Origin of the sequence: Actinomadura chibensis NBRC 106107 (assembly GCF_001552135.1) — a bacterium.
Taxonomy (GTDB): domain Bacteria; phylum Actinomycetota; class Actinomycetes; order Streptosporangiales; family Streptosporangiaceae; genus Spirillospora; species Spirillospora chibensis.
The window spans coordinates 51,235-75,328 of record NZ_BCQP01000001.1; the positions used below are offsets into that span (position 1 = coordinate 51,235).

The window sequence follows — 24,094 nt, forward strand, 5'->3', positions numbered from 1 at the left end:
CACACCATCCACATCCCGAAGGACTGTCTTCCTTGAGCATGCCCGTCGTCCTCGTCGCTGAAGAACTCTCCCCGGCCGGCATCGCCGTGCTGGAGGCCGACTTCGAGGTCCGCCACGTCGACGGCAGCGACAAAGCCCAGCTGCTGCCCGCCGTGGCCGACGTCGACGCGCTGATCGTCCGCAGCGCCACCAAGGTCACCGCCGAGGTGTTCCAGCACGCCGCGAAGCTGCGGGTCGTCGCCCGCGCGGGCGTCGGCCTCGACAACGTCGACGTGGAGGCCGCCACCAAGGCCGGCGTCATGGTCGTCAACGCGCCCACGTCCAACATCGTCACCGCCGCCGAGCACGCGATCGCGCTGCTGCTCGCCACCGCCCGGAACGTGCCGCAGGGGCACGGCGCGCTGAAGAAGGGCGAGTGGAAGCGGTCCAAGTACACCGGCGTCGAGCTGCAGGGCAAGACGGTCGGCGTGCTCGGCCTCGGGCGCATCGGCGTCCTCGTCGCGCAGCGCCTCGCCGCCTTCGACATGAACGTGATCGCCTACGACCCGTACGTGCAGGCGGCCCGCGCCGCGCAGCTCGGCGTGAAACTCGTCACGCTCGACGAGCTGCTCGCCGACAGCGACTTCATCACCGTCCACCTGCCGAAGACGCCGGAGACGCTCGGCCTCATCGGCGACCGCGAGCTGCGCCTGGTCAAGCCCGAGGTGCGGATCGTCAACGCCGCCCGCGGCGGGATCGTCGACGAGGAGGCCCTCGACCTCGCGCTGAAGGACGGCCGCGTCGCCGGCGCCGGGCTCGACGTGTTCACCTCCGAGCCGATGACCGACAGCCCGCTGTTCCACCACGACAACGTCGTGGTCACCCCGCACCTCGGCGCCAGCACCCACGAGGCGCAGGAGAAGGCGGGCACGCAGGTGGCCCGGTCGGTGAAGCTCGCGCTGTCCGGCGAGTTCGTGCCGGACGCGGTCAACGTGCAGGGCGGCGCCGTCGCCGAGGACGTGAAGCCCGGCCTGCCGCTCACCGAGAAGCTCGGCCGCATCTTCACCGCGCTCGCGGGCGGCGTCCCCGTCCGGCTGGACGTCGTCGTCCGCGGCGAGATCGCCGAGCACGACGTCAAGGTGCTGGAGCTCGCCGCGCTCAAGGGCGTGTTCGTGGACGTGACCGAGGAGGCCGTGACGTTCGTCAACGCCCCGCTGCTGGCCCGCGACCGCGGCGTCGAGGTCACCCTCACCACCAGCGAGGACAGCCCCGACTGGCGCAACGTCGTGCAGGTCCGCGGGACGATGGCGGGCGGCGAGGTCGTGTCGGTGTCCGGCACGCTCACCGGCCCGAAGCACGCCGAGCGGCTCATCGAGATCAACGGCTACAACATGGAGCTCGTCCCGACCGAGCACATGGCGTTCTTCTCCTACGTCGACCGTCCGGGGATCGTCGGCGCGGTCGGCAAGCTGCTCGGCGACGCGGAGGTCAACATCGCCGGGATGCAGGTCGGCCGGGACGCCAAGGGCGGCCGCGCGCTGATCGCGCTGACCGTCGACTCCGCCATCCCGCCGCAGCTCGTCGACGCGATCACCGCCGAGGTGGGCGCCGACATGGGCCGCCGGGTCGACCTGGACGGCTGAGCCCGTCCCGGACGGCCGAGGCCGTCCGTCCCGTGCCCGTGGCGGACCCTTGCCATCTCATATGCTGAGATTTTCCGCCACGGGTCGGGACAACTCCCCTTGACCAGAGGTAATCTCCCAGGTAGTCATGCGGCGCTTCGTGGTAATCCTTCGCTGCCGCAGCGGGGCCTGATCATCGGCAGGCCGGCACCCGCTGCGGAGGCTCTGCCTGGCCGTGAGTCCGATCCTCTCTTGCCGGACCGTGCGAACCACGGCCTTCCCCGGCGGCCCCACCGGCCAGAACACAGCGATCGGAGCGAACCATCATGGACGACACCCGCGACAACGCACCCGCCGACGACGCCCAGGAAGAGGCGGCCCGCGCCCTGCAGACCGCGCTGGACCGCCGCGACAACGGCGGACGGTCCTGACCCACTCCCGTAACCGGGCGGTGCGAGACTGGGGCGCATGCCGCCCGACGTCCCGCCCGGCGAGGTCGCCGCGCTCCTCGCCGACACGGCCCGGCTCGGGCCGTACTTCGAGATCGGCACCGGCCCGGCCGGGGACGGCGGATGGCGCCCGTTCCCCGGCGACGCCGCCGCGCTCGCCGCGCTGACCGCCGACCACGCCGAACGGCTCGGCGCCGGCGAGCGCAGGGTGGCCGCGTCGCTGCTGTTCCAGGGGCTCGCGGCGCGGCTGTGGTCCCCGGTCGTCGCGGCGGCGGCGCGCGGGATCGTCCCCGACCTGTCCGGCCTGCGGTGGCGTGGCGCGCCCGGCGAGCCGATCGCCCTCCGCCTCACCGAGCCGCGCGGGCATCGCGTCGCCGACGCGGTCCGGGCCGCCGACCTGATCTTCCCGATGGTGGTGGCCGACCGGCTCCGGCCGCTGCGCGCGGCGATGCTGACCTTCGTCTCCCTCGCCGACGGCCTGCTCTGGGGCAACGCCGCGTCCGCGCTCGCCGGGAGCCTGAACGTCGGCCCGCCCGACCCGGCGCGGCGCGCGGTCGTCCGGGAGCTGCTCGGCCGCCCGCCGCTCGCCGGGACGTGGGCGCCCGGCCCCGGCGGCTTCCGCCGGCGCAACTGCTGCCTGTACTACCGCGTGCCGGGCGGCGGGCTGTGCGGCGACTGCGGCCTGCGGGAACGAGACGGCCGTCCCGAGACGTGAGACGAATGCCCAATCAATGAGACGTTTGCAGTAGAGTGCGCGCATGGCATCGCGCAGTGTTCGTCTGGCCGTGATCCCGGGCGACGGGATCGGCCCCGAGGTGGTCGCCGAGGGCCTCAAGGTCCTCGACGCCGTGTCCGGTGATCTCACGTTCGAGCGGACGTCCTACGACCTCGGCGCCGCCCGCTGGCACCGCACCGGGGAGGTCCTGCCCGACTCGGTCCTCGCCGAGCTGCGCGAGCAGGACGTCATCCTGCTCGGCGCCGTCGGCGATCCGAGCGTCCCGAGCGGGACGCTCGAACGCGGCCTCCTCCTGCGCACCCGCTTCGAGCTCGACCACTACGTCAACCTGCGCCCGGTGAAGCTGTTCCCCGGCGTCCCGACCGCGCTGGCGGGCGTCACTCCGGACGACGTCGACATGGTCGTCGTCCGGGAGGGCACCGAGGGCCCGTACACGGGCGTCGGCGGCGTCCTGCGCAAGGGCACCCGGCACGAGGTCGCCACTCAGGAGAGCGTGAACACCGCGTTCGGCGTCGAGCGCGTCGTCCGGTACGCGTTCGAGGTCGCGGCGGCGCGGCCGCGCAGGCACCTGACGCTCGTCCACAAGGACAACGTGCTCACCTTCGCGGGCGACCTCTACCAGCGCGTGCTGAAGCGCGTCGCCGAGGAGTACCCGCAGGTCACGACCGCCTACTGCCATGTCGACGCGGCCACGATGTTCTTCGTCGGCAACCCCGGCCGGTTCGACGTGATCGTCACCGACAACCTGTTCGGCGACATCATCACCGACCTCGGCGCGGCGATCGCCGGGGGCATCGGGCTCGCCGCGTCCGGGAACGTCAACCCCGACCGCACCGCGCCGTCGATGTTCGAGCCGGTGCACGGCAGCGCGCCCGACATCGCCGGGCAGGGCAAGGCCGACCCGACCGCCACGATCCTGTCCGTCGCCATGCTGCTCGACCACATCGGCGAGGGCGAGGCCGCCCGCCGCGTCGAGCGGGCCGTCTCCGACGACCTCGCCGAGCGCGCCGCCGTCGGCGAGCGGTCCACGTCCCAGGTCGGCGACGCGATCGCGAAGCGAGTATCCGGCTAGGGGCACGCCTCTCTGGCCAGTACAGGGAACTCCGGGCGTGCCCGCGCGGCGCGCCCGGTTTTCCGCGTGCGCCGCGTCCTCCCGGAGGAGTAGGTCTGGACGAAGTACGACAATAGGGACTAAGGAAGCCGTGGTGGCGATGGGGCCGCCCCGGCGATCCGGCGAGAGGACGAACCGCGATGAGCGACACCCTGGACTTCGAGATCACCCGCACCGAGCGACCGGCGACCGCTGCGGACCGCGCGCGCGTCCTGGCCGACCCCGGCTTCGGGCGGTACTTCACCGATCACATGATCACGATCCGGTACTCGCAGGAGCGGGGCTGGCACGACGCCAAGCTCGAACCGTACGGGCCGCTGCCCATGGACCCGGCCAGCCAGGTGTTCCACTACGCCCAGGAGCTGTTCGAGGGGCTCAAGGCGTACAAGCAGCCGGACGGCTCGGTCGTCACGTTCCGCCCGTTCATGAACGCGGCCCGGATGAACCGGTCCGCCCGCCGGATGGCGATGCCCGAGATCCCCGAGCAGCTCTTCGTCGACGCCGTCGAGCTCCTCGTCCGCACCGACAAGGACTGGGTGCCCGACACCGAGGGCCACAGCCTCTACCTGCGCCCGTTCATGTTCGCCACGACCCGCGCGCTCGGCGTGAACAGCCCGGCGAGCGAGTTCCTGTTCATGGTCATCGCGTCCCCGTCCGGGCTGTACTACCCGCGCGGGATCAAGCCCGTCTCGGTCTGGCTGTCGCAGGACTACACGCGCGCGGCGCCGGGCGGCACCGGCGAGGCCAAGTTCGGCGGCAACTACGCGGCGTCCTTCGCCGGGCAGAAGCAGGCCGTCGCGGAGGGCTGCGACCAGGTCGTCTGGCTCGACGCGGTCGAGCACCGCTGGGTCGAGGAGGTGGGCTCGATGAACCTGATGTTCGTCTACGGGTCCGGCTCGCGGGCGCGCCTGCTCACCCCCGCGCTGACCGGGACGCTGCTCGCCGGCGTCACCCGCGACTCCATGCTGAAGCTCGCCCCCGACCTCGGCATCCCCGCCGAGGAGGGCAAGATCAGCATCGAGGAGTGGGAGGAGGGCTGCCGGTCCGGCGAGATCACCGAGGTGTTCGGCTGCGGCACCGCCGCGATCATCAGCCCGGTCGGCTCGGTCAAGGGCGCCGACCGCGCCTGGACGATCGGCGACGGCGAGCCCGGCGAGGTCTCGATGCGGCTGCGCCAGGAGCTGGTCGGCATCCAGTACGGGACGCGTCCCGACCCCTACGGCTGGGTTCACAAGATCGTCTGACCGGGGTGATCCTGGCCGCCGCGTCCGACCTGGGCGTTCCGCGGCGTCGTCGGGCCCCGGCGGCGGGACCGCCGGGGCGGTGGCGTCTCGCCATCTGAGACGGATGTCCCATCGTTGCGGACCATGTGGCAGACTGGTCCGCGTCATGCGCCACAGCCTCGTGATTATCGGCAGGCGCGCCGGCAGCAGCTAACGGGACAGCGCCGGCGCGCAGACCTCTCACGTCCGTGAGGGGTCTTTTTTGTGTCCTGGCGCAGCCCCTTGGGGGTTACACCAATGCACGGCCCATCTACGCAAGGCGACGCGTTCCACGTCTACGACACCACCCTGCGCGACGGTTCGCAGCAGGAGGGGCTCAACCTCTCCGTGCCCGACAAGCTCGCCATCGCGCGGCACCTCGACGATCTCGGCGTCGGCTTCATCGAGGGCGGCTGGCCCGGCGCCAATCCGAAGGACACCGAGTTCTTCAGGCGGGCTCGAACAGAGCTCGACCTGAGGCACGCGCAGCTCACCGCGTTCGGCGCGACCCGCCGGGCCGGTGTGCGGGCGGCCGACGACCCCCAGGTCGCCGCGCTGCGCGAGTCCGGCGCGCCCGTCGTGACCCTTGTCGCCAAGAGTCATGACAGGCATGTCGAGCTGGCCCTCCGCACCACCCTTGAGGAGAACCTCGCGATGATCCGCGACACGGTCTCCCACCTGCGTGCGGAGGGCCAACGAATCTTCCTCGACGCCGAGCACTTCTTCGACGGCTTCAAGGCCAACCGCGCGTACGCGCTGGAGGCGGTCCGCACCGCCGCCGAGGCGGGCGCCGACGTCGTCGCGCTCTGCGACACCAACGGCGGCATGCTCCCGGACGAGCTGGCCGACGTCGTCCACGAGGTGGCCTCCCTGGGGGTCCGCGTCGGGATCCACTGCCACGACGACTCCGGCTGCGCGGTGGCGAACTCGCTCGCCGCGGTGAAGGCGGGCGCGACCCACGTGCAGGGGTGCGCGAACGGGTACGGCGAGCGCAGCGGCAACGCCAACCTGTTCACGGTCGTCGGCAACCTGCAGCTCAAGCGCGGGATGAGCCTCGTCTCGGACGCGCAGCTCGCCGAGATGACCCGGATCGCGCACGCCGTGTCCGAGGTCACGAACGTCGCGCCCAGCTCGCAGCAGCCCTACGTCGGGCTGTCGGCGTTCGCGCACAAGGCGGGGCTGCACGCGTCCGCCGTCAAGGTCGACCCCGACCTGTACCAGCACATCGACCCGGCCCGCGTGGGCAACGACATGCGGATGCTGGTGTCGAGCATGGCGGGACGCGCGTCCATCGAGCTGAAGGGGCGCGAACTGGGCTACGACCTGTCCGGCGACAAGGCCAAGGCCGTCGTGGACAAGGTCAAGGAGCTGGAGTCCACCGGCTACACCTTCGAGGCCGCGGACGCCTCGTTCGAGCTGCTGCTGCGCGAGGAGCTGACCGGCGTCCGGCAGCGGCACTTCGAGGTCGAGTCGTGGCGGTCGATCGTGGAGCGGCGCCCGGACGGCTCCATGGTCAGCGAGGCGACCGTCAAGCTGCACGCCAAGGGCGAGCGGATCATCGCGACCGGCGAGGGCAACGGCCCGGTCAACGCGCTGGACAACGCCCTGCGCCTCGCGCTCGAACGGCTCTACCCGGAGCTCGCGCGGCTGGAGCTCGTCGACTACAAGGTCCGCATCCTGGAGGGCGCGCACGGCACCGACGCCCGGACGCGGGTGCTCGTCGAGTCCGGGGACGGCGAGCGCGAGTGGGGCACGGTCGGCGTCGAGGACAACGTCATCGCCGCGTCCTGGCAGGCCCTGGAGGAGGCCGTCTCCTACTGCCTGCTCCGCGCGGGCCACGAGCCGGGCTGACCCGGCGGGCGCCCCGGCGGGGAATGGGCGCGGCCCGCTGGGCATTATCGGGGGCATGAGCACCGAGATCACCGACAACGCCGAGCGGAAGCGCTACGAGATCAGGCTGGACGGCGAGCTGGCCGGCTTCGCCGACTACGAGCCGGCCGAGGGCGGCATGCTCGTCCTCACCCACACCGAGGTCGATCCCGCCTTCGAGGGCAAGGGGGTCGGCGGGACGCTGGCCCGCGGCGTCCTGGACGACGTGCGCGCCCAGAACCGGACGGTCCTCCCGCTCTGCCCGTTCATCAAGGGCTGGATCCAGCGCCACCCCGACTACCGCGACGTGGTGGCGCCGTAGCCGCCCGGGCGTGTCGCGCCGCCCGCCGGGCCGGTCGTGGCCGTTCGTCGTCGGCCACGACCGGGCGGCGCGGCGGGTCGGCGGCTCAGCGGGTCGGCGGCTTGGCGGGTCAGCGGCTCAGCGGTCGCGCAGGGCGTCGAACAGCCCGTCGCGTGCGCCGGGCTCGCGGGTGGCGGGCGGCAGGGACGAGCCGGTCTCGACCAGCCGGGCGAGGACGGCCGGCGGCACCAGCACGCCGCCGCCGAGCGGCCGCTCGTCCTTGAGGACGGTCCGCTCGCCCTGGCGGCCTGAGACGTAGAGGCCGAACGTGCAGCCGGTCCACTCGTCCCACACCAGGGCGTTGTCGCCGGTGACGATGGTCGCGTCGACGGGGCCCTTGGGGTCGAGCCAGCTCCGGTCCACCTGGATGCCGCGGCCGCTGAGCGCCTCCACCACGGCGGTGATGTAGCCGTGCGCGGCGTCGACTTCGGGGTCCGGGTGGTGCGCGGGCGTGTGCGCGCGCATACGAGAAATGGACATCTCGGTCCTTTTACGGTTAATGGTGTCGTTGATGGCGAAGATGCGCTGGTGCGTCAGGAACCGCGTTCCCACACCTCGACGGGCACCTCTCCGGCGATGAAACGGATCCTATTGGTGCCCGGCTTGTAAATGGTGACCGTGAGGCGGAACGGCTCGCCGTTCTGGTCGTAGGCGGTCCGCCGGTGCTCGATCACGGCGAGGCTGCCGCGGGAGAGGCCGAAGAACTTGAGCTCCTCCTCCGACGGCTGCCTGGCGTCGAACACGTCCTCGTAGCCGGTCTGGACGTGGCCGCAGCTCTGCAGGTAGGCGACCGTCCCCTCCTCGATGTCGGCCGACTTGAGGAGGGCCTGCGCCTCGATGGCCAGCTCCAGCTTGAAGTAGGAGTGCTGGAGCGAGTTCGCCTTGCCGTCGACGAACCGCTGCTGGGAGCGGCGGACGACCTGGGGCCGCGGCTGCCCGGGCGCGACCGGCGCGATGCCGAGCGCCTTCATCTGCGGCTCCTCGGCGTCCTCGACCTTCACCTCGGGTTTCGAGGAGTGCGCCGCGTGGTTCTGGCGCCGCGCCTCGGCCATGAACGCCTTGCCCTCGCCGCCGCCGAAGCCGCGCCCGGGCGGGTTCTCCTCGCCCAGGTCCATGTGGTTCAGCGTGATGACGAACGGCGCGGTCGGCTCGGCGACGAAGCTCCCCTTCTGGGGGACGGTCTCGACGAGACCCTGCTGGCGCAGCTCGTTGACGGCCTTCTTGATCGTGTTGGCCGAGACGCCCCAGTGCTCGACGAGGTCCTTCTCCGTCGGCAGCTGGGCGGCGGGCGGGAGGGTCCCGTCCTCGATCCGGGCACGGAGGTCCTGCGCGATCTCGACGTACTTCGGGATCCGGTCCGCCATCGCGACCTCTCATTGCAATCAGATTGCTTGGTTCCAACGATCGGGTTTTGACCTACTTGATATGGGTTACACCTTTAGTAGGACCGAAGCCGAGAGAGCTGAACCAGACGGCTTGAACAGCCCGATGGTACCGGGCGGATCATGGGAGTTTCCAGAGATCGGCTCAGATGAGCGGCCTGATCGGGTTCACCCTCTGCACCCCGCGGAGAGGAGCGTTGGAATGACCGGCGAGCTCACCCTGTACCTGTGGATCCTCGGTCCCGCGGCACTGTTCCTGTTCCTGTCGCTCTATGTCGTCCTGCTCGGCTACCGCACGAGGGACCTCCAGTTCCGCAGCCGGATGCCCACGCCCACGTCGGCGGTCGGACGGCGGGGCGCGCTGATCAACGTGGCGGTCCCCACCGACCGCCCGCGCCCGACGCCGCCCCCCGCGAGCGCGCCTTCGCCCGGTGCGACTCCGTCCGGCACGGCTTCTTCGGGTGTGGCCCCGTCCGGTGCGACTCCGTCGGGCACGGCCCCGTCCGGCACGGCCCCGTCCGGCACGGCTGCGTAACGGGCGTCCTTCCGCCCGCATCGGCTCGGTCATGGAGAAATTTCGTCGAAAACCCCGAAACCGGTGGCGGATTTGGGGTGGGGCGTCCACTATGAGGGCGGCACGGCGCGCGTGAGGCATCCGCGCGCCTTCGTTCTCAGCGCACTGACCCACCGGAGTGATCGCATGCTCGTCCGACCCTGGAGCCCCGCGGACCTCGGGCGTCCGACGGACGGCACGTGGGCGGACATGGCCTTCGGCCTGGGCGAGCTGTACGAGCACGAAGGCGACCTGGAGCGGGCCGCCGACTGGTACCGGCGGGCGGCCGAGTCGGGCCGCGCCGACGCGGCGCTGCGGCTCGGCGCCCTGCTCGGCCGGATGGCGGACGAGGGCTCCGCCGCCGACTCCGCCGAGGAACTGCTCGCCGAGGCGACCCGCTGGCTCAGCGGCGCCCACGCCACCACCACCCCGGACGCCATCGAGCTGATCACCGACATGCTCAACCGGCAGCTCCGGCAGGCGGCGCGCCGCGGCCTGGAGCCCGCCTCCGCGGGCTGACGCGGCGCGCCGCCCCCACCCGGTTCGTTATGAACCGATTCGCGCCCTTCGTCGTCGGACTCCATGAGAACGACGACGTTGGAAGGTGGGCGAGTTGAGCGGCGAGGAGCCCGGGTACGTTCCCCCGGACCACAAGACGACCGCCGAGTTCCGCGCCCCGCGCAGGCGCGCGGAGCCCGCGGACACCGTGCCCGGCCCCGAGGCGACCATCGTGGACCAGCCCTCGGACGACCTGGCCGAGCCCCTCGATCCGGCCGCGACGCTCCAGGACGTCCCGCAGGACGACGCGCCGGGCGTCACCTTCCAGGACGCTCCGGTCGACGACCCCGAAGACGACGTCGAGGACGATCCCGAGGACGAGGCCGGCGACCTGGCGGACGCGACCGTCATGGACGCCGCGGACGACGACCGCGCGTCGGTGACCGTCTCGGACATTCCCGTCCGGCCGAAGGCCGTGCGGTTCGAAATGCCCGCGCCTGCTGAAGCCGCCGAGGCTCCCGTGGCTTCCGAGGCTTCCGTGGTCGAGCAGGCGGCCATGCGGGAACAGGCGCCGCCGCCCGCCGCCGGGCCGGTCGTCGGGGAGGCGCCCTGGACGGAGCAGTTCGGCGCCGGAGCCGAGTCGACGCGGCCGGGCGCGGGCGCGCCCGTGTACACGCCGTCCCCGCCACCGCCGCCCCAGCCCGCCGCGTCGCCCGTGCCGCCCGGCCCGCCGCCGTCCGGGACGGGCCGGTCGCGGCGCCCGCTGCTGTTCGGCGCGGTGATCGGCGTGGTCCTGCTCCTCGCCGCCGCCGCCGTGGTGTTCCTGCTCGCGGGCGGATCGGACTCCAAGGGCGGGGACGAGGCGTCCCCGGCGCCGACCGCGCCCGCGTCGCAGGCGCCGCCGGGCGGTGCGGCGCCGACGGCGTCCGGCGAGCCGTCGCCGGGCGGGGCGCCCGCGACGCCGCAGCCGTCCGGGGCGCCGCCGCAGGGGCAGCCCGCGTCCCCGGCGCCGCCCGCCTCGACCGCGCCGATCGGCCCGGTCATGGACGGCGACGGCATCACCTACCAGCTCGTCCAGCGGGACGAGGGCTACTTCGAGGGCCGGTTGGTCATCACCAACCGCACGGACAAGCCCATGAAGGCGTGGCGGCTGACGTTCCGCACCCCCGGCGCGGACGTGAAGAACATCTGGGGCGCGCGGCTCGTGCACGGCGGCGCGACCGCGGAGATCAGGAACCTGGACGGCGCGCCCGCGATCCCGCCGGGCGGCACCTGGGACGTCCAGTTCGGCGCGGCGGGCGCGACGGCCACGCCGAAGGGCTGCAAGCTGAACGGGAAGCCCTGCGGCTTCTGACCCTCGCCCCGCGCTGAGCCTGCACCGTGCCGGGCGCGTCCCGGGCGTGTCCGGGGCAAGGGCTAGGCTCTCGACCATGCGTATCGCCAGGTTCGCCACCGACGACGGCATGTCCTTCGGCGTGGTGGAGGAGAACACCGTCGCGGCCATCGCGGCCCACCCGTTCGGTGACTTGACGTTCACCGGGGTGCGGCTGCCGCTCGCCGACGTCCGGCTGCTCGCGCCGATCCTGCCCAGCAAGGTCATCGCGATCGGGAAGAACTACGCGGACCACGTCCGCGAGATGGGCCACGCGGCGCCGCCCGCCGAGCCGGTGCTGTTCGCCAAGCCGTCCACCGCCGTGATCGGGCCGGGGGAGGCGGTCGCCTACCCGCAGAAGCTGTCCGAGCGGGTCGACTACGAGGGCGAGCTGGCGGTCGTCATCGGCCGGATGTGCCGCGAGGTGCCCGCGTCCCGCGCCGCCGAGGTCATCCTCGGGTACACGTGCGCGAACGACGTCACGGCCCGCGACCTCCAGGCGAAGGACGCCCAGTGGACGCGCGCCAAGGGCTTCGACACCTTCTGCCCCCTCGGCCCGTGGATCGAGACGGAGGCCGACCCCGCCGACCTGGCGATCACGACGTCCGTGAACGGCGAGGTCAAGCAGGACGCCCGCACGTCCCTGCTGCTGCACGACGTCCCGGCGCTGGTCGAGTACGTCAGCCAGGTCATGACGCTGCTGCCCGGCGACGTGATCCTCACCGGCACCCCGGCCGGGGTCGGCCCGCTGGAGATCGGTGACGAGGTGACCGTCACGATCGAGAACGTCGGGAGCCTGACCAACCGCGTCATCGCCCGCGACTGACGACCGCGCCGACGACCGCGCCGACGACCGAGGGGGGACGCGCCATGGCGTTCAGCGGCTTCACCGACGAGGCGTTCGCGTTCTACGAGGGGCTCCAGGCCGACAACACCAAGTCGTACTGGACGGCCCACAAGGACGTCTACGAACGCCACGTGCGCGAGCCCCTCATGGAGCTGTGCGCCGAGCTCGAGGACGAGTTCGGCGCCGTCAGGCTCTTCCGCCCGTACCGCGACGTCCGCTTCAGCAAGGACAAGACGCCCTACAAGACGCACCAGGGCGGGCACACGAGCGAGGGCTTCTACCTCCAGATCGACGCCGACGGGCTGATGGCGGCGGGCGGCATGTACGCGCCGACGCCCGACCAGCTGCGCGCCTACCGCGAGGCCGCCGGGTCCGAGACGTTCGGCGGCGAGCTCCAGGCCATCGTGGACGACCTCCGCTCCGCCGGGATGGAGATCGCGGGCGACCGGCTCAAGACCCGTCCGCGCGGCACCCCCGAGGACCATCCCCGGCTCGACCTGCTGCGGCACCGGTCGCTCTACGCCCGCGAGGGGTGGCCGGCCGACCCGTGGATGGCGACGCCGGAGGCGGTGGCACGGGTCCGCGAGTCGTGGCGGCGGCTGCGCCCGCTGGTCGAGTGGGGGCGGCGGCACCTCGGCCCGCCCGACTTCACCCGCTGACGCCGTCCGGGCCGCCTCCCGGCCGCCCGGTTCGAGACGGCGGGACGCGGTCGCGGGAACCGTTTTGGTCGCGGTCCCGGCGTCCTGTAAGCTCATCGAGGCGCGAGCGACCCGCTGGAAACGGCGAGGTCGTCCGTACCTCCCTGGGGTATGGTGTAATCGGCAGCACGAGTGATTCTGGTTCACTTAGTCTAGGTTCGAGTCCTGGTACCCCAGCTGCGTCCGCTCACCACGGACACACGCCCCCGTCGTCTAGTGGCCTAGGACGCCGCCCTCTCAAGGCGGTAACGGCGGTTCGAATCCGCTCGGGGGTACGCCCATGACCTTCCTCCCGGTGGCCCCTGGCGGGCCCGGGGAGTGGGAAATGGGTCGAGGCGGAGAAAGACCGTCCAGTACAGTGGTGGAAGCCGGAGCGGGAGACCGCGAAGGCGCGCACAGTCCGGCCCCCGTCGTCTAGTGGCCTAGGACGCCGCCCTCTCAAGGCGGTAACGGCGGTTCGAATCCGCTCGGGGGTACACATTCCTTTTCCCCCTCCATCGTCATGGCCCCGCATTAGGGTGCCCGCATGAAGATCGAAATGGTGGAGAGGCTCGCCCCGTTCCGTGCCGCCGCGCTCGCGCGCGGCATCCCGCCCGCCGACGTGGAGCGGTGGATCGGCACCGCCCGGCCGTGCGCGACACTGGCCCGGCACGGCGACGGTCCGGTCGTCGGCGTCCTCGGCGGGCCGTTATCGCTCCCGCCCGAGGCCCCCGACCCCTGGTACCCCCTCGTCGCCGCGATCGACCTCGCCGCCCTGCCCGCCGACGCGACGGACCTGCCGCTCCCGCCCGACGGACGGCTGCTCCTGTTCGCCTATCCCGATACGGAGTCGGGCGGCAGCGCCGTGTACGTCCCGGCGGGAACGGCCGTCGAGGAACGGAAGCGCAACCCCTACTTCGAGGCCGAGGCGTACGCGGACGTCACCGCCGCTTTCCCGCAGGGCCCGCTGCACCTGTCCGTCGACGTGTCGCTTCCGTACCACTGCTGGGTGGAGGTCCCCGACCCTCCCTACGTCGAGCCCCTCCCCGGCCATCCCCGTTCCGAGGAACTGCGCGACGCGTGGCTCGACACGGCCGACGAGATCGCCGGACGGGGCGCACTGCAGATCGGCGGATACGCCTCCGACGAGTGCGCCGACATCGACCCCGTCCTCCCGGCGGACGAAGCGCGCCAGGCCGACGACTGGGTCCTGCTCGCCGACTGGTACACCGACATCAAGGGACGGGAGGGCGCGACCGTCCACTGGGCCGTCCGCCGGTCCGACCTCGCCGCCCGCCGCTTCGACCAGACCGACGTCACCGTCTCCTGGAACCCCTAGCCCTCCTGGAACCCTGGCCCGAACGCTTTCATGGACCGGACGCCGGGCCGCGCAGGTCCCAGCGGTTCCCGGCGATGTCGAGGAAGACGGCGACCTCGCCGTAGGGCTCGGTGCGCGGCGCGGTGACGAACTCGACGCCCGCCGCCGCCATGCGCCGGTGCGCGGCCTCGAAGTCGTCGACGTCGAGGAAGAAGCCGACGCGCCCGGCGACCTGGGCGCCGACGGCGGCGGCCTGCCGGTCGCCGTCCGCGCGGGCCAGCAGGATCCCCGTCTCGGCGCCCGGCGGCCGGACGACGACCCACCGCTTCGGACGGCCGTCGTTGGTCAGCGAGGGCGAATCCTCGACCAGCTCGAACCCCAGGGCACCGGTGAGGAAGTCGATGGCGCGGTCGTAGTCGTCCACGACGATCGTGATCAGGGCGAGTCGCATCTCCGGGTCCCCCCGTCCGGCGGAGGCCCATTCTCGTTCACGTCCTGTCCCGGTGAACGCCGCCCGGCGGGGAATGGTCCGGTCGTGGGGTGGAGATCGTACGGCTCACTGGCCGCCGTCATGGTGCTGGTCACGCTCGACGTCATGGCCGACGGCCCGCTGCGGCAGCTCGACCACGCCGTCCACGGGTTCTGCGACGCGCACGTGCGGGGCCGCGCGCTGGAGTTCACGCGCGGCGTCAGCAAGCTCGGCCAGCGCGGGTACCTGGTGCGGGTCATCGTCCCGCTGTCGGTGCTGGCGGCGGTCCGTCGGCGCTCGCCGCGCTACCCCGTGCTGAGCATCGCGATCGCGTACGCGCTGTCGCTGTCGCAGACGGGGCTGAAGTCGGTCATCCCGCGCTCGTTCCCGTACGGGGACGTGGACGTCGTCGGACGGTACGGCGACGCGTACCCGTCCGGTCACACGCTCAACGGTTTTCTGCTGGTGTGGGTCGTCCTCGAACTGCTCGCCGCCGCCCTGCCCGCGGTGGACGGCGTCCTCCCGGCACGCCGCCGCCACCGCGCCGCCCTGGTCGCGGGCGTCGTCACGGCGGCGGCGCTCACGGTGTCGGACCAGCACTGGCTGACCGACGTCCTGTTCAGCCTCGCGCTCGGACCCGTCCTGCTGGCGTGGCTGGTCGCGGCGGCTCCGTTCGAGCGGCGCCGACCTCTCGCGGCTCCGCTGCCGAGCGCCGCGCGGGCCACCACGACCGAGGCCCCGCGTCCCGGGCCGGAGCGGGGACGCTGACGCACCGGACGGAGGACGCGTCCACCGGCAGCGCCGCCTGCGCTTGACGTCGCGGCCGCTCAGCGGGACAGGACGCGGCCGTCGCTCAGCGTGATCACCTCGTCGGCGTGGTCGGCGGCGGACGGGTCGTGGGTGACCATGACGATCGTCTGGCCCATCTCGTCCACGGCGCGGCGCAGCAGGGCGAGCACCCCGGCGCCGGAGCGGGAGTCGAGGTTGCCGGTCGGCTCGTCCGCGAAGATCAGCTCGGGCCGGCCGGCGAGGGCGCGGGCGCAGGCCACCCGCTGCCGCTGCCCGCCGGACAGCTCGGCCGGGCGGTGCCCGAGCCGGTCCCGGAGCCCGATTGCGTCGATCACCTCGTCCAGCCGGGCGCGGTCGAGCGAGCGCCCGGCGATGTCGGCGGGAAGCGTGATGTTCTCCAGCGCGGTCAGCGTCGGGACGAGGTTGAACGACTGGAACACGAAGCCGATCCGGTCGCGGCGGACCTTGGTGAGGGCCCGGTCGCCGAGCTCCGTGATCTCTATGCCGCCGACGTGGACGCGGCCGGAGTCGGCGGCGTCCAGCCCCGCCATGACGTGCATCAGCGTCGACTTGCCCGAGCCGGACGGCCCCATCACGGCGACGAAGCGCTCGCGGGGGATGGCGACGGTCACCGCGTCCAGCGCGGTGACGCGGGTGTCGCCCGTCCCGTAGGTCTTGCGCACGTCCTCGGCGCGCGCTGCGAACTCTGTCACGTCCGTGCCCCTCTCATTCGTCGTACTCGATTGCAGCGGACGGGGCGGCGCGCGCGGCAGCGCACAACGGACGGGCCCGCCGCCGAAGGTCGCGGGCACGGCGCGACTTTCGGAGGGGGCGCGCGTCGGTTGGCTGAGCACGGCGTATGTGGTCAACTAAAATCACTCAGAGAGGGGCATGATGCGGGAGCGCTTGCACGAGGTGTCTCCGGGAGCGTCGCTCGCGGAGAAGGTCGAATGGCTGATCCAGAACCTGTGGCCCGCGGACGCGGAGCCGCCGCGCAACAACGTGGACGCCGCCGCCGCCGTCGCGCGCGCCACCGGGGAGGACATCTCGTCCACCACCGTGTGGAAGCTGCGCACCGGACGGCAGGAGAACCCGCAGCTTAAGACCCTCACCGCGCTCGCCACCTTCTTCGGTGTGCCGATCGGGTTCTTCGGCTTCCCGAGCGAGGCCGAGCCGATCGGCGAGGACCTCACGCTGAAGGCGATCCGCCGGGACGTCGAGAGCGGCGTCATCCGGCCCGAGGTGCTGCGCGCCCTCGTCGACCTGTCGCCGGAGGCCCGCTGGGTCGTGGACGAGATGATCCTGTCCGCCGCCGCGGCCGACCGGCGCCGGAACCGCCTGGACGGCTAGCCCGGCCGCCGTCCCCCAGGTTTCCGGGGTGCCTGATCAGGTAGAGGACGGGTGGAACAGGTGACCCGTACCCCGGAGGGGCAATGGCGCCGTACCTGGTCGTCCTCTCGGTCGTGGGGCTGGTCGCGGCGCTCGTCGCGGCCGTCTACGCCGTCTCGTACGCCCTGACGCCGCCGGGGGCGGAGGCCGGGCCGTACCTGTCCGGGGGGCGTCCGGCCGAGCACGCGGTGTCGCGGTACCACGTGCGGTGGTACGCGGTGTCGATGGTCTTCCTGGCCTTCGACATGGAGATGGTCTTCATGTACCCGTGGGCGCTCGTCGTCGCGTCCGTGGGGGTGAAGGCGGTCGTCGAGATGTTCCTCTTCCTCGGGCTGATCATGGTCGGCGTCCTGTACGCGTGGCGCGAGGGGGCGCTGCGATGGGCCTGAGGGGGGTCGCGAGGGAGGTCGCGAGGGGGTTCGCGGCGCCGCGCCCGTTCGTCGTGTCGGCGGCGGACGGGACGGCCGACCGGCTCGCGGTGGAGGCCGAGCTGCGGCGGCGCGGCTGGCGCCCGGCCCTCTCCCCGGCGGAGACGGGGACGCTCGTGGTGTGCGGCACGCCGGGGGCGGCGCTGGCCGAGGCCGTCGAGACCGTGTGGCGGGACATGCCGGAGCCGCGCGTCCGCGCCTCCGCCGATCTCGAAGGCGTGGAAGGTCCGCCCAGGGCTCCGCTGGAGTTGGACGACGTCCCGATGGCCGACCGCGCCGACGACCGCGACGGGCTGCGGCTGGACGTCCTGCACGTGCCGCTCGGCCCCGTCCTCGCGGACTGGCCAGCCGGGTTGCGGGTCGACCTGGTGTTGCAGGGCGACGTCGTCCAGGACGCGGAGGCCACGGCGGTCGACACGGCGGACGGCTCGTTCTGGCGCGGGCGCCCGGCCGCGTCCCGGCTCGACGGCCTCGCCCGGCTGCTGCGCGTCGCGGGCTGGGACGCGGCGGCCGAGCGGGCGGCGGTGCTGCGCGACGACGCGCTGTCGGGCGCCGTCCCGGACCGGACGCTCGCGCGGCGCTTCCGCCCGTTCGCGCGCGGGGTCGGGCGTTCGCGCCTCCTGCGCTGGATGACGCGCGACGTCGGCGGCGTCCGCGAAACGCTCGACACCTGGCTGCGCGACGTCGGGGCGGCGCTCGAAGGACGGGACGTCCCGCCGCGCCCGCCGTGGCGCGCGGCGCTCGACGCCCTCCCGGCGTCCCTCGCCGGAAGGGAACTGGGCGAGGCGCGGCTCATCGTGGCGAGCCTCGACCCCGACCTCGGGACGGCCGCCGATGGTTGAGGTGCTCGTCCTCGGCGCCCTCGCGGTGGCGGCGGCGTCGCTGAGCGGGACGCTCGCCGGGCGCCCGGCCGCCGCGCCGCTCCGGGAGGCCGCGCGGCTGCTGACCGCGCAGCGCCGCCGGACCGTCCGGGCGGACGTCCCGCTGACCAGGATCGGCGTGGTCACGCTGCCGCTGGCGGCGGCGCTCGCCGCCCTGGTCGTCCCGTTCGGCGGGCGCGCCGCGCTGTCGACGTCGGTCGGCGTCGTCTGGTTCAACGCGATGGAGGTCGTGGCCTGGGCCTCGGTGTGGCTGGTCGGGTGGGGCGTCAACTCCGCGTACGCGCTGGTCGGCGGGTACAGGTTCGTCGCGCAGGGGCTCGCCTACGAGCTGCCGCACATGTTCGCGCTGATCACGGCGTCGCTCGCCGCGCACTCGCTCGACCTGCGGGTGATCGGCGGCGCGCAAGGCGGCCTCTGGTACGCGGTGTGGATGCCGGTCGCGTTCGCCGTCTACCTGGTCTCCGCGCTGGCGATGGCGTTCTGGGGGCCGTTCGGGCATCCGCTCGGCGCGGACCTCGCCGGGGGCGCGGCGCTGGAGCTGTCCGGCCCCGACCGCCTGGTCCTCCTCGCCGGGCGGTACGGGCTGCTGGCCGTGGCGGCGGGCGCCGCCGTCCCGCTGTTCCTCGGCGGGGGCGCCGGGCCGCTGCTGCCGGGCTGGCTGTGGTCGCTGGTGAAGACGTGCGCCGTCCTGTCCCTGCTGGTGTGGACGAGGCACGGCCTGCCGGTCCTGCGCATGGACAGGTTCATGACGGCGGCGTGGACGGTCCTCATCCCCGCCGTGCTGCTGCAGATGTTCGTCGTCGCGATCGTCGTCGTCTGAGGAGGAGGTGGGTGCGGGTGGAAGCGGTCGTGTTCTGGGTGCTCGCGGCGGGCGCGGTCGGGACGGGCGCCGCCGTGTTCGTCGTCGACTCCATGGCGCGGGCGACGTTCTCGCTGCTCGCGTCCTTCCTGTGCGCGGGCGGTGAGCTGCTGCTCGTCGGGCTGCGCTACCTCGGTGTCCTGGTGGTGCTGATGATGATCATGGAGATGCTGGTGATGGCCGTCTTCATGGTCATGTACATGATGAACCCGGCCGGGCTGATGCCGATGTCGATGACGCACAACCGGCGCGGCGCGCTCGCCGTCGCGGGCGGCGCGTTCGCCGCGCTCGCCGCCGGGATCCTCGCGGTGCCGTGGCCGGAGCGGCGGGGCCGCCCGCCGCGCGACCCGACGGTCGCGCTCGGCGACGCGGTGATGGGGTCGTCCATGCTGGTCATGATGGTGATCGGCGTCGCCATCCTGGCCACCATGATCGCGACCGTGGTGCTCGCGACGCACCGGGGGCGCTATGACGCTTGAGACGTTCCTGCTCCTCGCCGCCGCGCTGTTCTGCGTCGGGCTGTACGGCGCGCTGTCCCAGCAGTCGGTCGTGATGCTGATGATGGGCATCGAGCTGATGGTCAACGGCGTGGTGGTCGCGGCGGCCGGGTTCTGGCACTGGGTGTCGCCGGGGTCGGCGGACGGGCAGGTGCTCGTCCTCGTGGCGATCACGGTGATGGCGCTGGAGATGGCGATGGGCTTCGCCGTCGTCACCGCGCTGTTCCGGGCCCGCGACGTGGACATGACCGACGACGCGGGGGATCTGCGCGGATGATGCTGCCGGGGTGGCCGGGCGGGCTCGCGGTGGACGGGCTGTGCGCCGTCCTGCTGGCGACCCTGGCGGTCGTGCTGGCCGCCGTCCTCGCCTACTCGGCGCGCGAGGGGTACGGGCCGCGGTTCTTCGTCCTGATGCTGCTGTTCGCGGCGGCGATGGCCGTCACGGTCACCGCGTCCGACCTGCTGCTGTTGCTGATGGGCTGGGAGGTCATGGGCGCGATGTCGTACGCGCTCATCGGCTACTTCTGGCGGGACGCCGACCGGGTCCGGGCCGCCGACACCGCGTTCCTCACCACCCGGGCGGCCGACCTCGGCCTCTACGCTGCGGCGGGCTTCGCGGTCGCCGGGGCGCACTCGCTCCGGCTGGACGCGCTCGCGCACGCGGACGCCCCCTGGCGGGACCTGATCGCGGCGGGGGTCGTGGTGTCCGCGCTGGGCAAGTCGGCGCAGTTGCCGTTCTCGTTCTGGCTGTCGAGGGCGATGGCGGGCCCGAGCCCGGTGTCGGCGCTGCTGCACTCGGCCACGATGGTCGTCGCGGGCGCGTACCTGCTCATGCGCCTCCATCCCCTGCTGGACGCGACCGGCTGGGCGAGCACGCTCGTGGCGTGGGCGGGCGCGCTGACCGCGCTGCTGATGGGCGCGGTCGCGCTCGCGCAGCGGGATCTCAAGCAGCTCCTCGCGGCGTCCACCTGCGCGCAGATCGGGTTCATGGTGCTCGCGGCGGGCGCCGGGACGGTCGGCGGCGGCACGGCCCACCTGGTCGCCCACGCGGCGGTGAAGAGCCTGCTCTTCCTGTGCGCCGGGGTGTGGCTGACCAGGGACGGCAGCCGCCGTCTCGTCGACGCCGCGTTCGGCGCGGGCGCGCTCGCGCTGGCGGGCGTCCCGCCGCTGTCGCTGTGGGTGACCAAGGACGAGGTGCTCGCGGGCGTCGGCGACCCGGCGCTGCTCGCGGTGGCGTTCGCGGCGTCGGCGCTGTCGGGCGGCTACGCCGGGAAGGCGCTGTTGCGCGTGTTGCGTCCGGCCGGGTCCGCGCCGGTGGCGCTGTCGCAGCGGGTTCCGCTCGCGGGGCTCGCGGTGGCGGCCTGCGGGCTCGGCGCGCTCGGGCTGCCGGGCGTCGCGGGGGAGTGGCGGCGACTGCTCGGCGCGACCGGCGACGTCACGCCCGACGCCTGGATGCTCGTCCTGTCCGGGGTGGTCGCCGTGGTCACCGTGGGCGCGGTCGTGCTGGCGCGGCGGGTACCGGAGCCGGGGTGGGCGCTGGACTGGCTGCTGCTGGAGCGGGCGGCGACGGCGGGCGTCGTCCGTCCCGTGCTCGCGCTCGCGCGGGCGCTGGACCGGTTCGACGACCGGGTCGTGGACGGCGCCGTCCGCGGCGTCGCCCGCGCCGGACGCGGAACGGCCGCGCTCGCCGGGCGCCGCGTCGAGATCCGCCTCGACGGCGCCGTCGGCCTGGTCGCGCGGGCCGCCCGGTGGCTCGCCGCGCTGGCGCGGCGCCCGCAGACCGGGCAGCTCCACCTGTACTACGCGCAGGCCGCGGTGGTGCTCGCGGTGCTCGTCGCCGTCGCCGTCCTGGCCGCCGGGTGACGCCGTGCTGACCCTGGTGATCTTCCTGCCGCTGGCGGTCGCGGCCGTGCTCCCGGCCGTCCCGCGCCGCGCCGTGCCCTGGACGTGGACCGCCGCCGCCCTCGCCGAGGTCGCGCTCGTCGCCGGGATGTGGGCCGTCCACGGGACGGGCGGCGGCGTCTCGTTCGAGACGGACGCGCGGTGGATCCCGTCCGTCCGGGCCGGATACCACGTCGGCGTGGACGGGCTCTCGCTCCCGCTCCTCGCGCTCACCGCCGTCCTGTTCGCGGCGTGCGCGGTGTACTCGCTGCGGCAGACGCACCGCGTGCGGGAGTTCGCCGGGCTGTTCCTCTTCCTGGAGACGGTGTGCCTCGGCTTGTTCGCCGCGCTCGACCTGCTCCTGTTCTTCGTGTTCTTCGACCTGTCGATCGTCGGCATGTACTTCGTGATCCTGGTGTGGGGGCACGGCGATCCGGCGCGGTCGGCGCTGAAGTTCTTCCTCTACACCTTCCTCGGGTCGCTCGTCCTGCTGCTCGGGTTCATCGGCCTCTACCTCGGCGCGGACCCGCACACGTTCGACATGGCGGACCTGACCCGGACGCCGCCGCTGTCCGGGTCGCCGGGGCTCGCCGGGCTGACGCTGCTCGCCGTCGGGACCGGGCTCGGGATCAAGACGCCGGTCGTCCCGTTCCACACCTGGCTGCCGCCCGCGCACACCGACGCGCCCGCCGCCGGGTCCGCGATCCTCGCGGGCGTCATGCTGAAGATGGGCGCGTACGGGCTGGTCCGGATCGCGATGCCGATGCTCCCGGACGCCTGGCGCCGCTACGCCCTCGTGTTCCTCGTCGTGGGGCTGGTCAGCGTGCTGTACGGGGCGCTGGTCGCGCTCGCGCAGGACAACGTGAAGCGGCTCGTGGCGTACTCCTCGGTGAACCACATGGGGTACATCGTCCTCGCGCTCGGCGCGGCCGGGTACGCGGCGGGCGGCGCCGACGCGCGGCGGCTCGCCGTGACCGGCGCGGTGACGCAGATGGTCAGCCACGGCCTCGTCACCGGCGCGCTGTTCCTGCTCTGCGGGGTGCTGCGCGACCGCGCCGGGAGCTACGACATCGGACGGTTCGGCGGCGTCGCGCGGGGCGCGCCCGTGTTCGCGGGCCTGCTCGCGGTCGCGTCGTTCGCCGCGCTGGGGCTGCCCGGGCTGTCCGGGTTCATCGCCGAGTTCCAGATCTTCGCCGGGACGATCGGGACCGGCGCCGCCGCCACCGCCGTCGCCGGCGCGCTCGCCGTGACCGGCATCCTCATCACGGCGGCGCTGTTCCTGCGCGTCCTGCACAAGGTCGTGCTCGGTCCGCCCGGTGAGCTGACGCCGCTGGTCACCGACGTGCGGCGGCCCGAGCGGGCGGCGCTCGTCCCGCTGCTCGCGCTGTCGCTGCTGATCGGCGTCGCGCCGCGGGCGCTGCTCGACACGATCGAGCCGCTGTCGGCCGCCGTCGTCGCGCTGGTGGGCCGCTGATGCCGGGGATGAACGAGAACCCGGCGGATCTCGCGCCCGAGTTGTGCGTGCTGCTCGCCGCCGTGCTCGGCCTGGTGAACGGCCTGTTCCTGCCCCGGACGAAGCAGTGGCGCGTCGCCGTCGTCTGCGCCGCGGGGCTCGTGTTCGGGCTGGCCGCCGCCGGGGTCGCGGCGTCGCGGCCGGACCTCGTGGCGTTCGGGTCGTTCGCCGTCGACCCGGTCACCCACGTCACCCGGATCGCCGTCCTCGGCTCGACGCTGCTCGTCCTCGCGCTCGCCGCCGGGGAGGTGCGCGGCCACCCGCGCGAGAGCGAGCACTACGCGCTGATCCTGCTGTCGGCGCTCGGCGCGGTGGTGCTGGGCGCGACGTCCGACCTGCTGGTGCTCGTCGGCGCGTACCTGCTGGCGAGCATCCCCGCGTACGCGCTCGCCGGGTTCGGCAAGGACGCGCCCGGCACCGAGGCCGCGCTGAAGTACTACCTGATGGGGGCGTTCCTCGGCGTCGTGATGCTCGCCGGGGTCACGCTGCTCTACGGCGTCGGGCGCGGCACCGCCTACGACGTGCTGCGCGCCGGGCTGGCGGACGCCCCGCCCGCCGCGATGGCCGCCGGCGTCGTCGCGCTGCTCGCCGGGCTGCTGTTCAAGGCGGGGGCGGTCCCCGGGCACTTCTGGGTCCCGGACGTGACCGAGGGCGCGCCGCCCGCCATCGCGGCCTACGTCACCACCGTCCCGAAGATCGGCGCGTTCGCGGCGCTGTTCCGGTTCGGCGCGGAGGCGGCGCCCGGCGGCTGGGCGCCGCTCGTCGCCGTGGTGGCGGCGGCGACGATGACGCTCGGGAACCTCGCCGCGTTCGGGCAGGACAACGTCCGGCGGCTGCTCGCGTACTCGACCGTCAGCCAGGCGGGGTACCTGCTCGTCCCGGTCGCCATGGCCGGACGCGCCGACCTCGCCCGTCCCGCCCTGCTGTTTTACGTCGCGGCGTACGCGGTGACGAACGCGGGCGCGTTCGCCGTCGTCCTCGCCTGCGGCCGGGACGACCTCGCCGGGTACACCGGGCTGCTGCACCGGTCCCCGGCGGCGGGGCTGGCGCTGGTCGTCTGCCTGCTCGGCCTCGTCGGGACGCCGCCCACCGCCGTCTTCGTGGGGAAGGTGCTGATGTTCGGCGCGGCGCTGCAGGGCGGCTACGCCTGGCTCGCGGCCGTCGCCGCCGTCAACACGGTCGCTAGCGTCTTCTACTACCTGCGGTGGATCGTCCCGCTGTTCGGACGGTCGGACGGCCGCCCGCCGCCGGCGCGGGCCACGCTGGCGGTCGCGGTCGTGGCCGCGTCCTGCTCGCTGGCGCTCGGCGTCGGCAGCGGGATCGCGCTCGCCGCCTGACCGGGCGGCCGCGCG

The 24,094-nt window shown here is 73.3% G+C and carries 26 protein-coding genes and 3 tRNA genes; 25 read left to right on the forward strand and 4 right to left on the reverse strand.

Translation table 11 applies throughout. From position 1 onward, the window contains the following. Positions 1 to 32 precede the first annotated feature (32 nt). From serA to ACH01S_RS00235, 6 genes are all read left to right on the forward strand, one after another. On the forward strand, positions 33 to 1,622 hold the full coding sequence (gene serA, locus ACH01S_RS00210) for a phosphoglycerate dehydrogenase (protein WP_148344539.1): 1,590 nt from the start codon (positions 33 to 35) through the stop codon (positions 1,620 to 1,622). 447 nt (positions 1,623 to 2,069) lie between these two features. After that, on the forward strand, positions 2,070 to 2,765 hold the full coding sequence (locus tag ACH01S_RS00215; RefSeq protein ID WP_067883798.1) for a (2Fe-2S)-binding protein: 696 nt from the start codon (positions 2,070 to 2,072) through the stop codon (positions 2,763 to 2,765). 43 nt (positions 2,766 to 2,808) lie between these two features. Next, positions 2,809 to 3,858, forward strand: a complete 1,050-nt coding sequence (locus ACH01S_RS00220; protein ID WP_067883801.1) for a 3-isopropylmalate dehydrogenase — start codon at positions 2,809 to 2,811, stop codon at positions 3,856 to 3,858. 179 nt (positions 3,859 to 4,037) lie between these two features. Beyond that, the gene (locus ACH01S_RS00225) at positions 4,038 to 5,141 is read left to right on the forward strand and encodes a branched-chain amino acid aminotransferase (RefSeq protein ID WP_067883803.1); all 1,104 of its coding nucleotides are present in this window, start codon (positions 4,038 to 4,040) and stop codon (positions 5,139 to 5,141) included. A 276-nt stretch (positions 5,142 to 5,417) separates the two neighbouring features. Then, positions 5,418 to 7,010 (forward strand): citramalate synthase, encoded by a 1,593-nt coding sequence (cimA, locus tag ACH01S_RS00230; RefSeq protein WP_067883805.1) that lies wholly within the window; start codon positions 5,418 to 5,420, stop codon positions 7,008 to 7,010. Between the two features lie 55 nt (positions 7,011 to 7,065). Beyond that, entirely contained in the window at positions 7,066 to 7,350 is a 285-nt protein-coding gene (locus ACH01S_RS00235; RefSeq protein ID WP_067883807.1) for a GNAT family N-acetyltransferase, read from the forward strand. Positions 7,351 to 7,467: 117 nt separating this feature from the next. On the opposite strand, the gene ACH01S_RS00240 is transcribed toward ACH01S_RS00235, so the two are convergent. Then, complete coding sequence (locus tag ACH01S_RS00240) at positions 7,468 to 7,869, reverse strand: DUF6292 family protein (RefSeq protein WP_148344540.1); 402 nt, start codon at positions 7,867 to 7,869, stop codon at positions 7,468 to 7,470. Positions 7,870 to 7,922: 53 nt separating this feature from the next. Continuing rightward, the gene (locus tag ACH01S_RS00245; protein ID WP_067883812.1) at positions 7,923 to 8,753 is read right to left on the reverse strand and encodes a GntR family transcriptional regulator; all 831 of its coding nucleotides are present in this window, start codon (positions 8,751 to 8,753) and stop codon (positions 7,923 to 7,925) included. A 220-nt stretch (positions 8,754 to 8,973) separates the two neighbouring features. Between ACH01S_RS00245 and ACH01S_RS00250 the strand changes: the two genes are divergently transcribed. The 9 genes from ACH01S_RS00250 to ACH01S_RS00290 all read left to right on the forward strand — a co-directional run bounded on the left by ACH01S_RS00250 (position 8,974) and on the right by ACH01S_RS00290 (position 14,057). Then, positions 8,974 to 9,306: a hypothetical protein gene (locus tag ACH01S_RS00250; protein WP_067883815.1), complete on the forward strand. Its 333-nt coding sequence runs from the start codon at positions 8,974 to 8,976 to the stop codon at positions 9,304 to 9,306. 165 nt (positions 9,307 to 9,471) lie between these two features. Continuing rightward, positions 9,472 to 9,843, forward strand: coding sequence for a tetratricopeptide repeat protein (locus ACH01S_RS00255; RefSeq protein ID WP_067883817.1), 372 nt, complete (start codon positions 9,472 to 9,474; stop codon positions 9,841 to 9,843). A 94-nt stretch (positions 9,844 to 9,937) separates the two neighbouring features. Continuing rightward, a complete protein-coding gene (locus ACH01S_RS00260) occupies positions 9,938 to 11,176 on the forward strand; it encodes a cellulose binding domain-containing protein (protein ID WP_148344541.1) in 1,239 nt (412 codons plus the stop codon). Between the two features lie 76 nt (positions 11,177 to 11,252). Next, positions 11,253 to 12,020, forward strand: a complete 768-nt coding sequence (locus ACH01S_RS00265) for a fumarylacetoacetate hydrolase family protein (RefSeq protein WP_067883821.1) — start codon at positions 11,253 to 11,255, stop codon at positions 12,018 to 12,020. A 44-nt stretch (positions 12,021 to 12,064) separates the two neighbouring features. Continuing rightward, positions 12,065 to 12,700 carry a DUF2461 domain-containing protein gene (locus ACH01S_RS00270; RefSeq protein ID WP_067883823.1) on the forward strand — a complete coding sequence of 212 codons (636 nt, stop codon included), beginning with the start codon at positions 12,065 to 12,067 and terminating at the stop codon, positions 12,698 to 12,700. Between the two features lie 144 nt (positions 12,701 to 12,844). Then, positions 12,845 to 12,916, forward strand: a tRNA-Gln gene (locus ACH01S_RS00275). Positions 12,917 to 12,941: 25 nt separating this feature from the next. Next, positions 12,942 to 13,014: transfer RNA gene (locus ACH01S_RS00280), tRNA-Glu, on the forward strand. A gap of 128 nt (positions 13,015 to 13,142) precedes the next feature. Beyond that, positions 13,143 to 13,215, forward strand: a tRNA-Glu gene (locus ACH01S_RS00285). Between the two features lie 50 nt (positions 13,216 to 13,265). Then, on the forward strand, positions 13,266 to 14,057 hold the full coding sequence (locus tag ACH01S_RS00290; protein ID WP_218010116.1) for a DUF1963 domain-containing protein: 792 nt from the start codon (positions 13,266 to 13,268) through the stop codon (positions 14,055 to 14,057). 28 nt (positions 14,058 to 14,085) lie between these two features. Here ACH01S_RS00290 and ACH01S_RS00295 read toward each other — a convergent pair whose 3' ends face one another. Then, entirely contained in the window at positions 14,086 to 14,487 is a 402-nt protein-coding gene (locus ACH01S_RS00295) for a VOC family protein (protein WP_067883828.1), read from the reverse strand. An 84-nt stretch (positions 14,488 to 14,571) separates the two neighbouring features. Here ACH01S_RS00295 and ACH01S_RS00300 point away from each other — a divergent pair, with 84 nt between their 5' ends. Then, positions 14,572 to 15,273 carry a phosphatase PAP2 family protein gene (locus ACH01S_RS00300; RefSeq protein WP_148344542.1) on the forward strand — a complete coding sequence of 234 codons (702 nt, stop codon included), beginning with the start codon at positions 14,572 to 14,574 and terminating at the stop codon, positions 15,271 to 15,273. 59 nt (positions 15,274 to 15,332) lie between these two features. Here the strand turns inward: ACH01S_RS00300 and ACH01S_RS00305 are convergent, their stop codons facing one another. Beyond that, the gene (locus tag ACH01S_RS00305) at positions 15,333 to 16,007 is read right to left on the reverse strand and encodes an ABC transporter ATP-binding protein (RefSeq protein WP_083980074.1); all 675 of its coding nucleotides are present in this window, start codon (positions 16,005 to 16,007) and stop codon (positions 15,333 to 15,335) included. A gap of 193 nt (positions 16,008 to 16,200) precedes the next feature. Between ACH01S_RS00305 and ACH01S_RS00310 the strand changes: the two genes are divergently transcribed. The 9 genes from ACH01S_RS00310 (at position 16,201) to ACH01S_RS00350 (ending at position 24,079) form a co-directional block, all read left to right on the forward strand. Beyond that, positions 16,201 to 16,644 carry an XRE family transcriptional regulator gene (locus ACH01S_RS00310; RefSeq protein WP_148344543.1) on the forward strand — a complete coding sequence of 148 codons (444 nt, stop codon included), beginning with the start codon at positions 16,201 to 16,203 and terminating at the stop codon, positions 16,642 to 16,644. 83 nt (positions 16,645 to 16,727) lie between these two features. Continuing rightward, a complete protein-coding gene (locus ACH01S_RS00315; protein ID WP_067883833.1) occupies positions 16,728 to 17,072 on the forward strand; it encodes an NADH-quinone oxidoreductase subunit A in 345 nt (114 codons plus the stop codon). Continuing rightward, a complete protein-coding gene (locus ACH01S_RS00320; protein WP_067883836.1) occupies positions 17,063 to 17,953 on the forward strand; it encodes a hypothetical protein in 891 nt (296 codons plus the stop codon). Before ACH01S_RS00315 ends, ACH01S_RS00320 begins: the two co-directional genes overlap by 10 nt. Then, the gene (locus ACH01S_RS00325; RefSeq protein WP_067883838.1) at positions 17,946 to 18,812 is read left to right on the forward strand and encodes an NADH-quinone oxidoreductase subunit H; all 867 of its coding nucleotides are present in this window, start codon (positions 17,946 to 17,948) and stop codon (positions 18,810 to 18,812) included. Before ACH01S_RS00320 ends, ACH01S_RS00325 begins: the two co-directional genes overlap by 8 nt. Before the next feature lie 11 nt (positions 18,813 to 18,823). Beyond that, positions 18,824 to 19,330: an NADH-quinone oxidoreductase subunit J gene (locus ACH01S_RS00330; RefSeq protein WP_246236869.1), complete on the forward strand. Its 507-nt coding sequence runs from the start codon at positions 18,824 to 18,826 to the stop codon at positions 19,328 to 19,330. After that, positions 19,320 to 19,625: an NADH-quinone oxidoreductase subunit NuoK gene (gene nuoK, locus ACH01S_RS00335; protein ID WP_067883844.1), complete on the forward strand. Its 306-nt coding sequence runs from the start codon at positions 19,320 to 19,322 to the stop codon at positions 19,623 to 19,625. The genes ACH01S_RS00330 and nuoK overlap by 11 nt, the downstream gene beginning before the upstream one ends. Next, entirely contained in the window at positions 19,622 to 21,211 is a 1,590-nt protein-coding gene (locus ACH01S_RS00340) for a proton-conducting transporter transmembrane domain-containing protein (RefSeq protein ID WP_083980077.1), read from the forward strand. The genes nuoK and ACH01S_RS00340 overlap by 4 nt, the downstream gene beginning before the upstream one ends. A 4-nt stretch (positions 21,212 to 21,215) precedes the next feature. Then, complete coding sequence (locus ACH01S_RS00345) at positions 21,216 to 22,703, forward strand: complex I subunit 4 family protein (RefSeq protein WP_067883848.1); 1,488 nt, start codon at positions 21,216 to 21,218, stop codon at positions 22,701 to 22,703. 8 nt (positions 22,704 to 22,711) lie between these two features. Then, the gene (locus ACH01S_RS00350) at positions 22,712 to 24,079 is read left to right on the forward strand and encodes an NADH-quinone oxidoreductase subunit N (RefSeq protein ID WP_148344544.1); all 1,368 of its coding nucleotides are present in this window, start codon (positions 22,712 to 22,714) and stop codon (positions 24,077 to 24,079) included. Positions 24,080 to 24,094 lie beyond the last annotated feature (15 nt).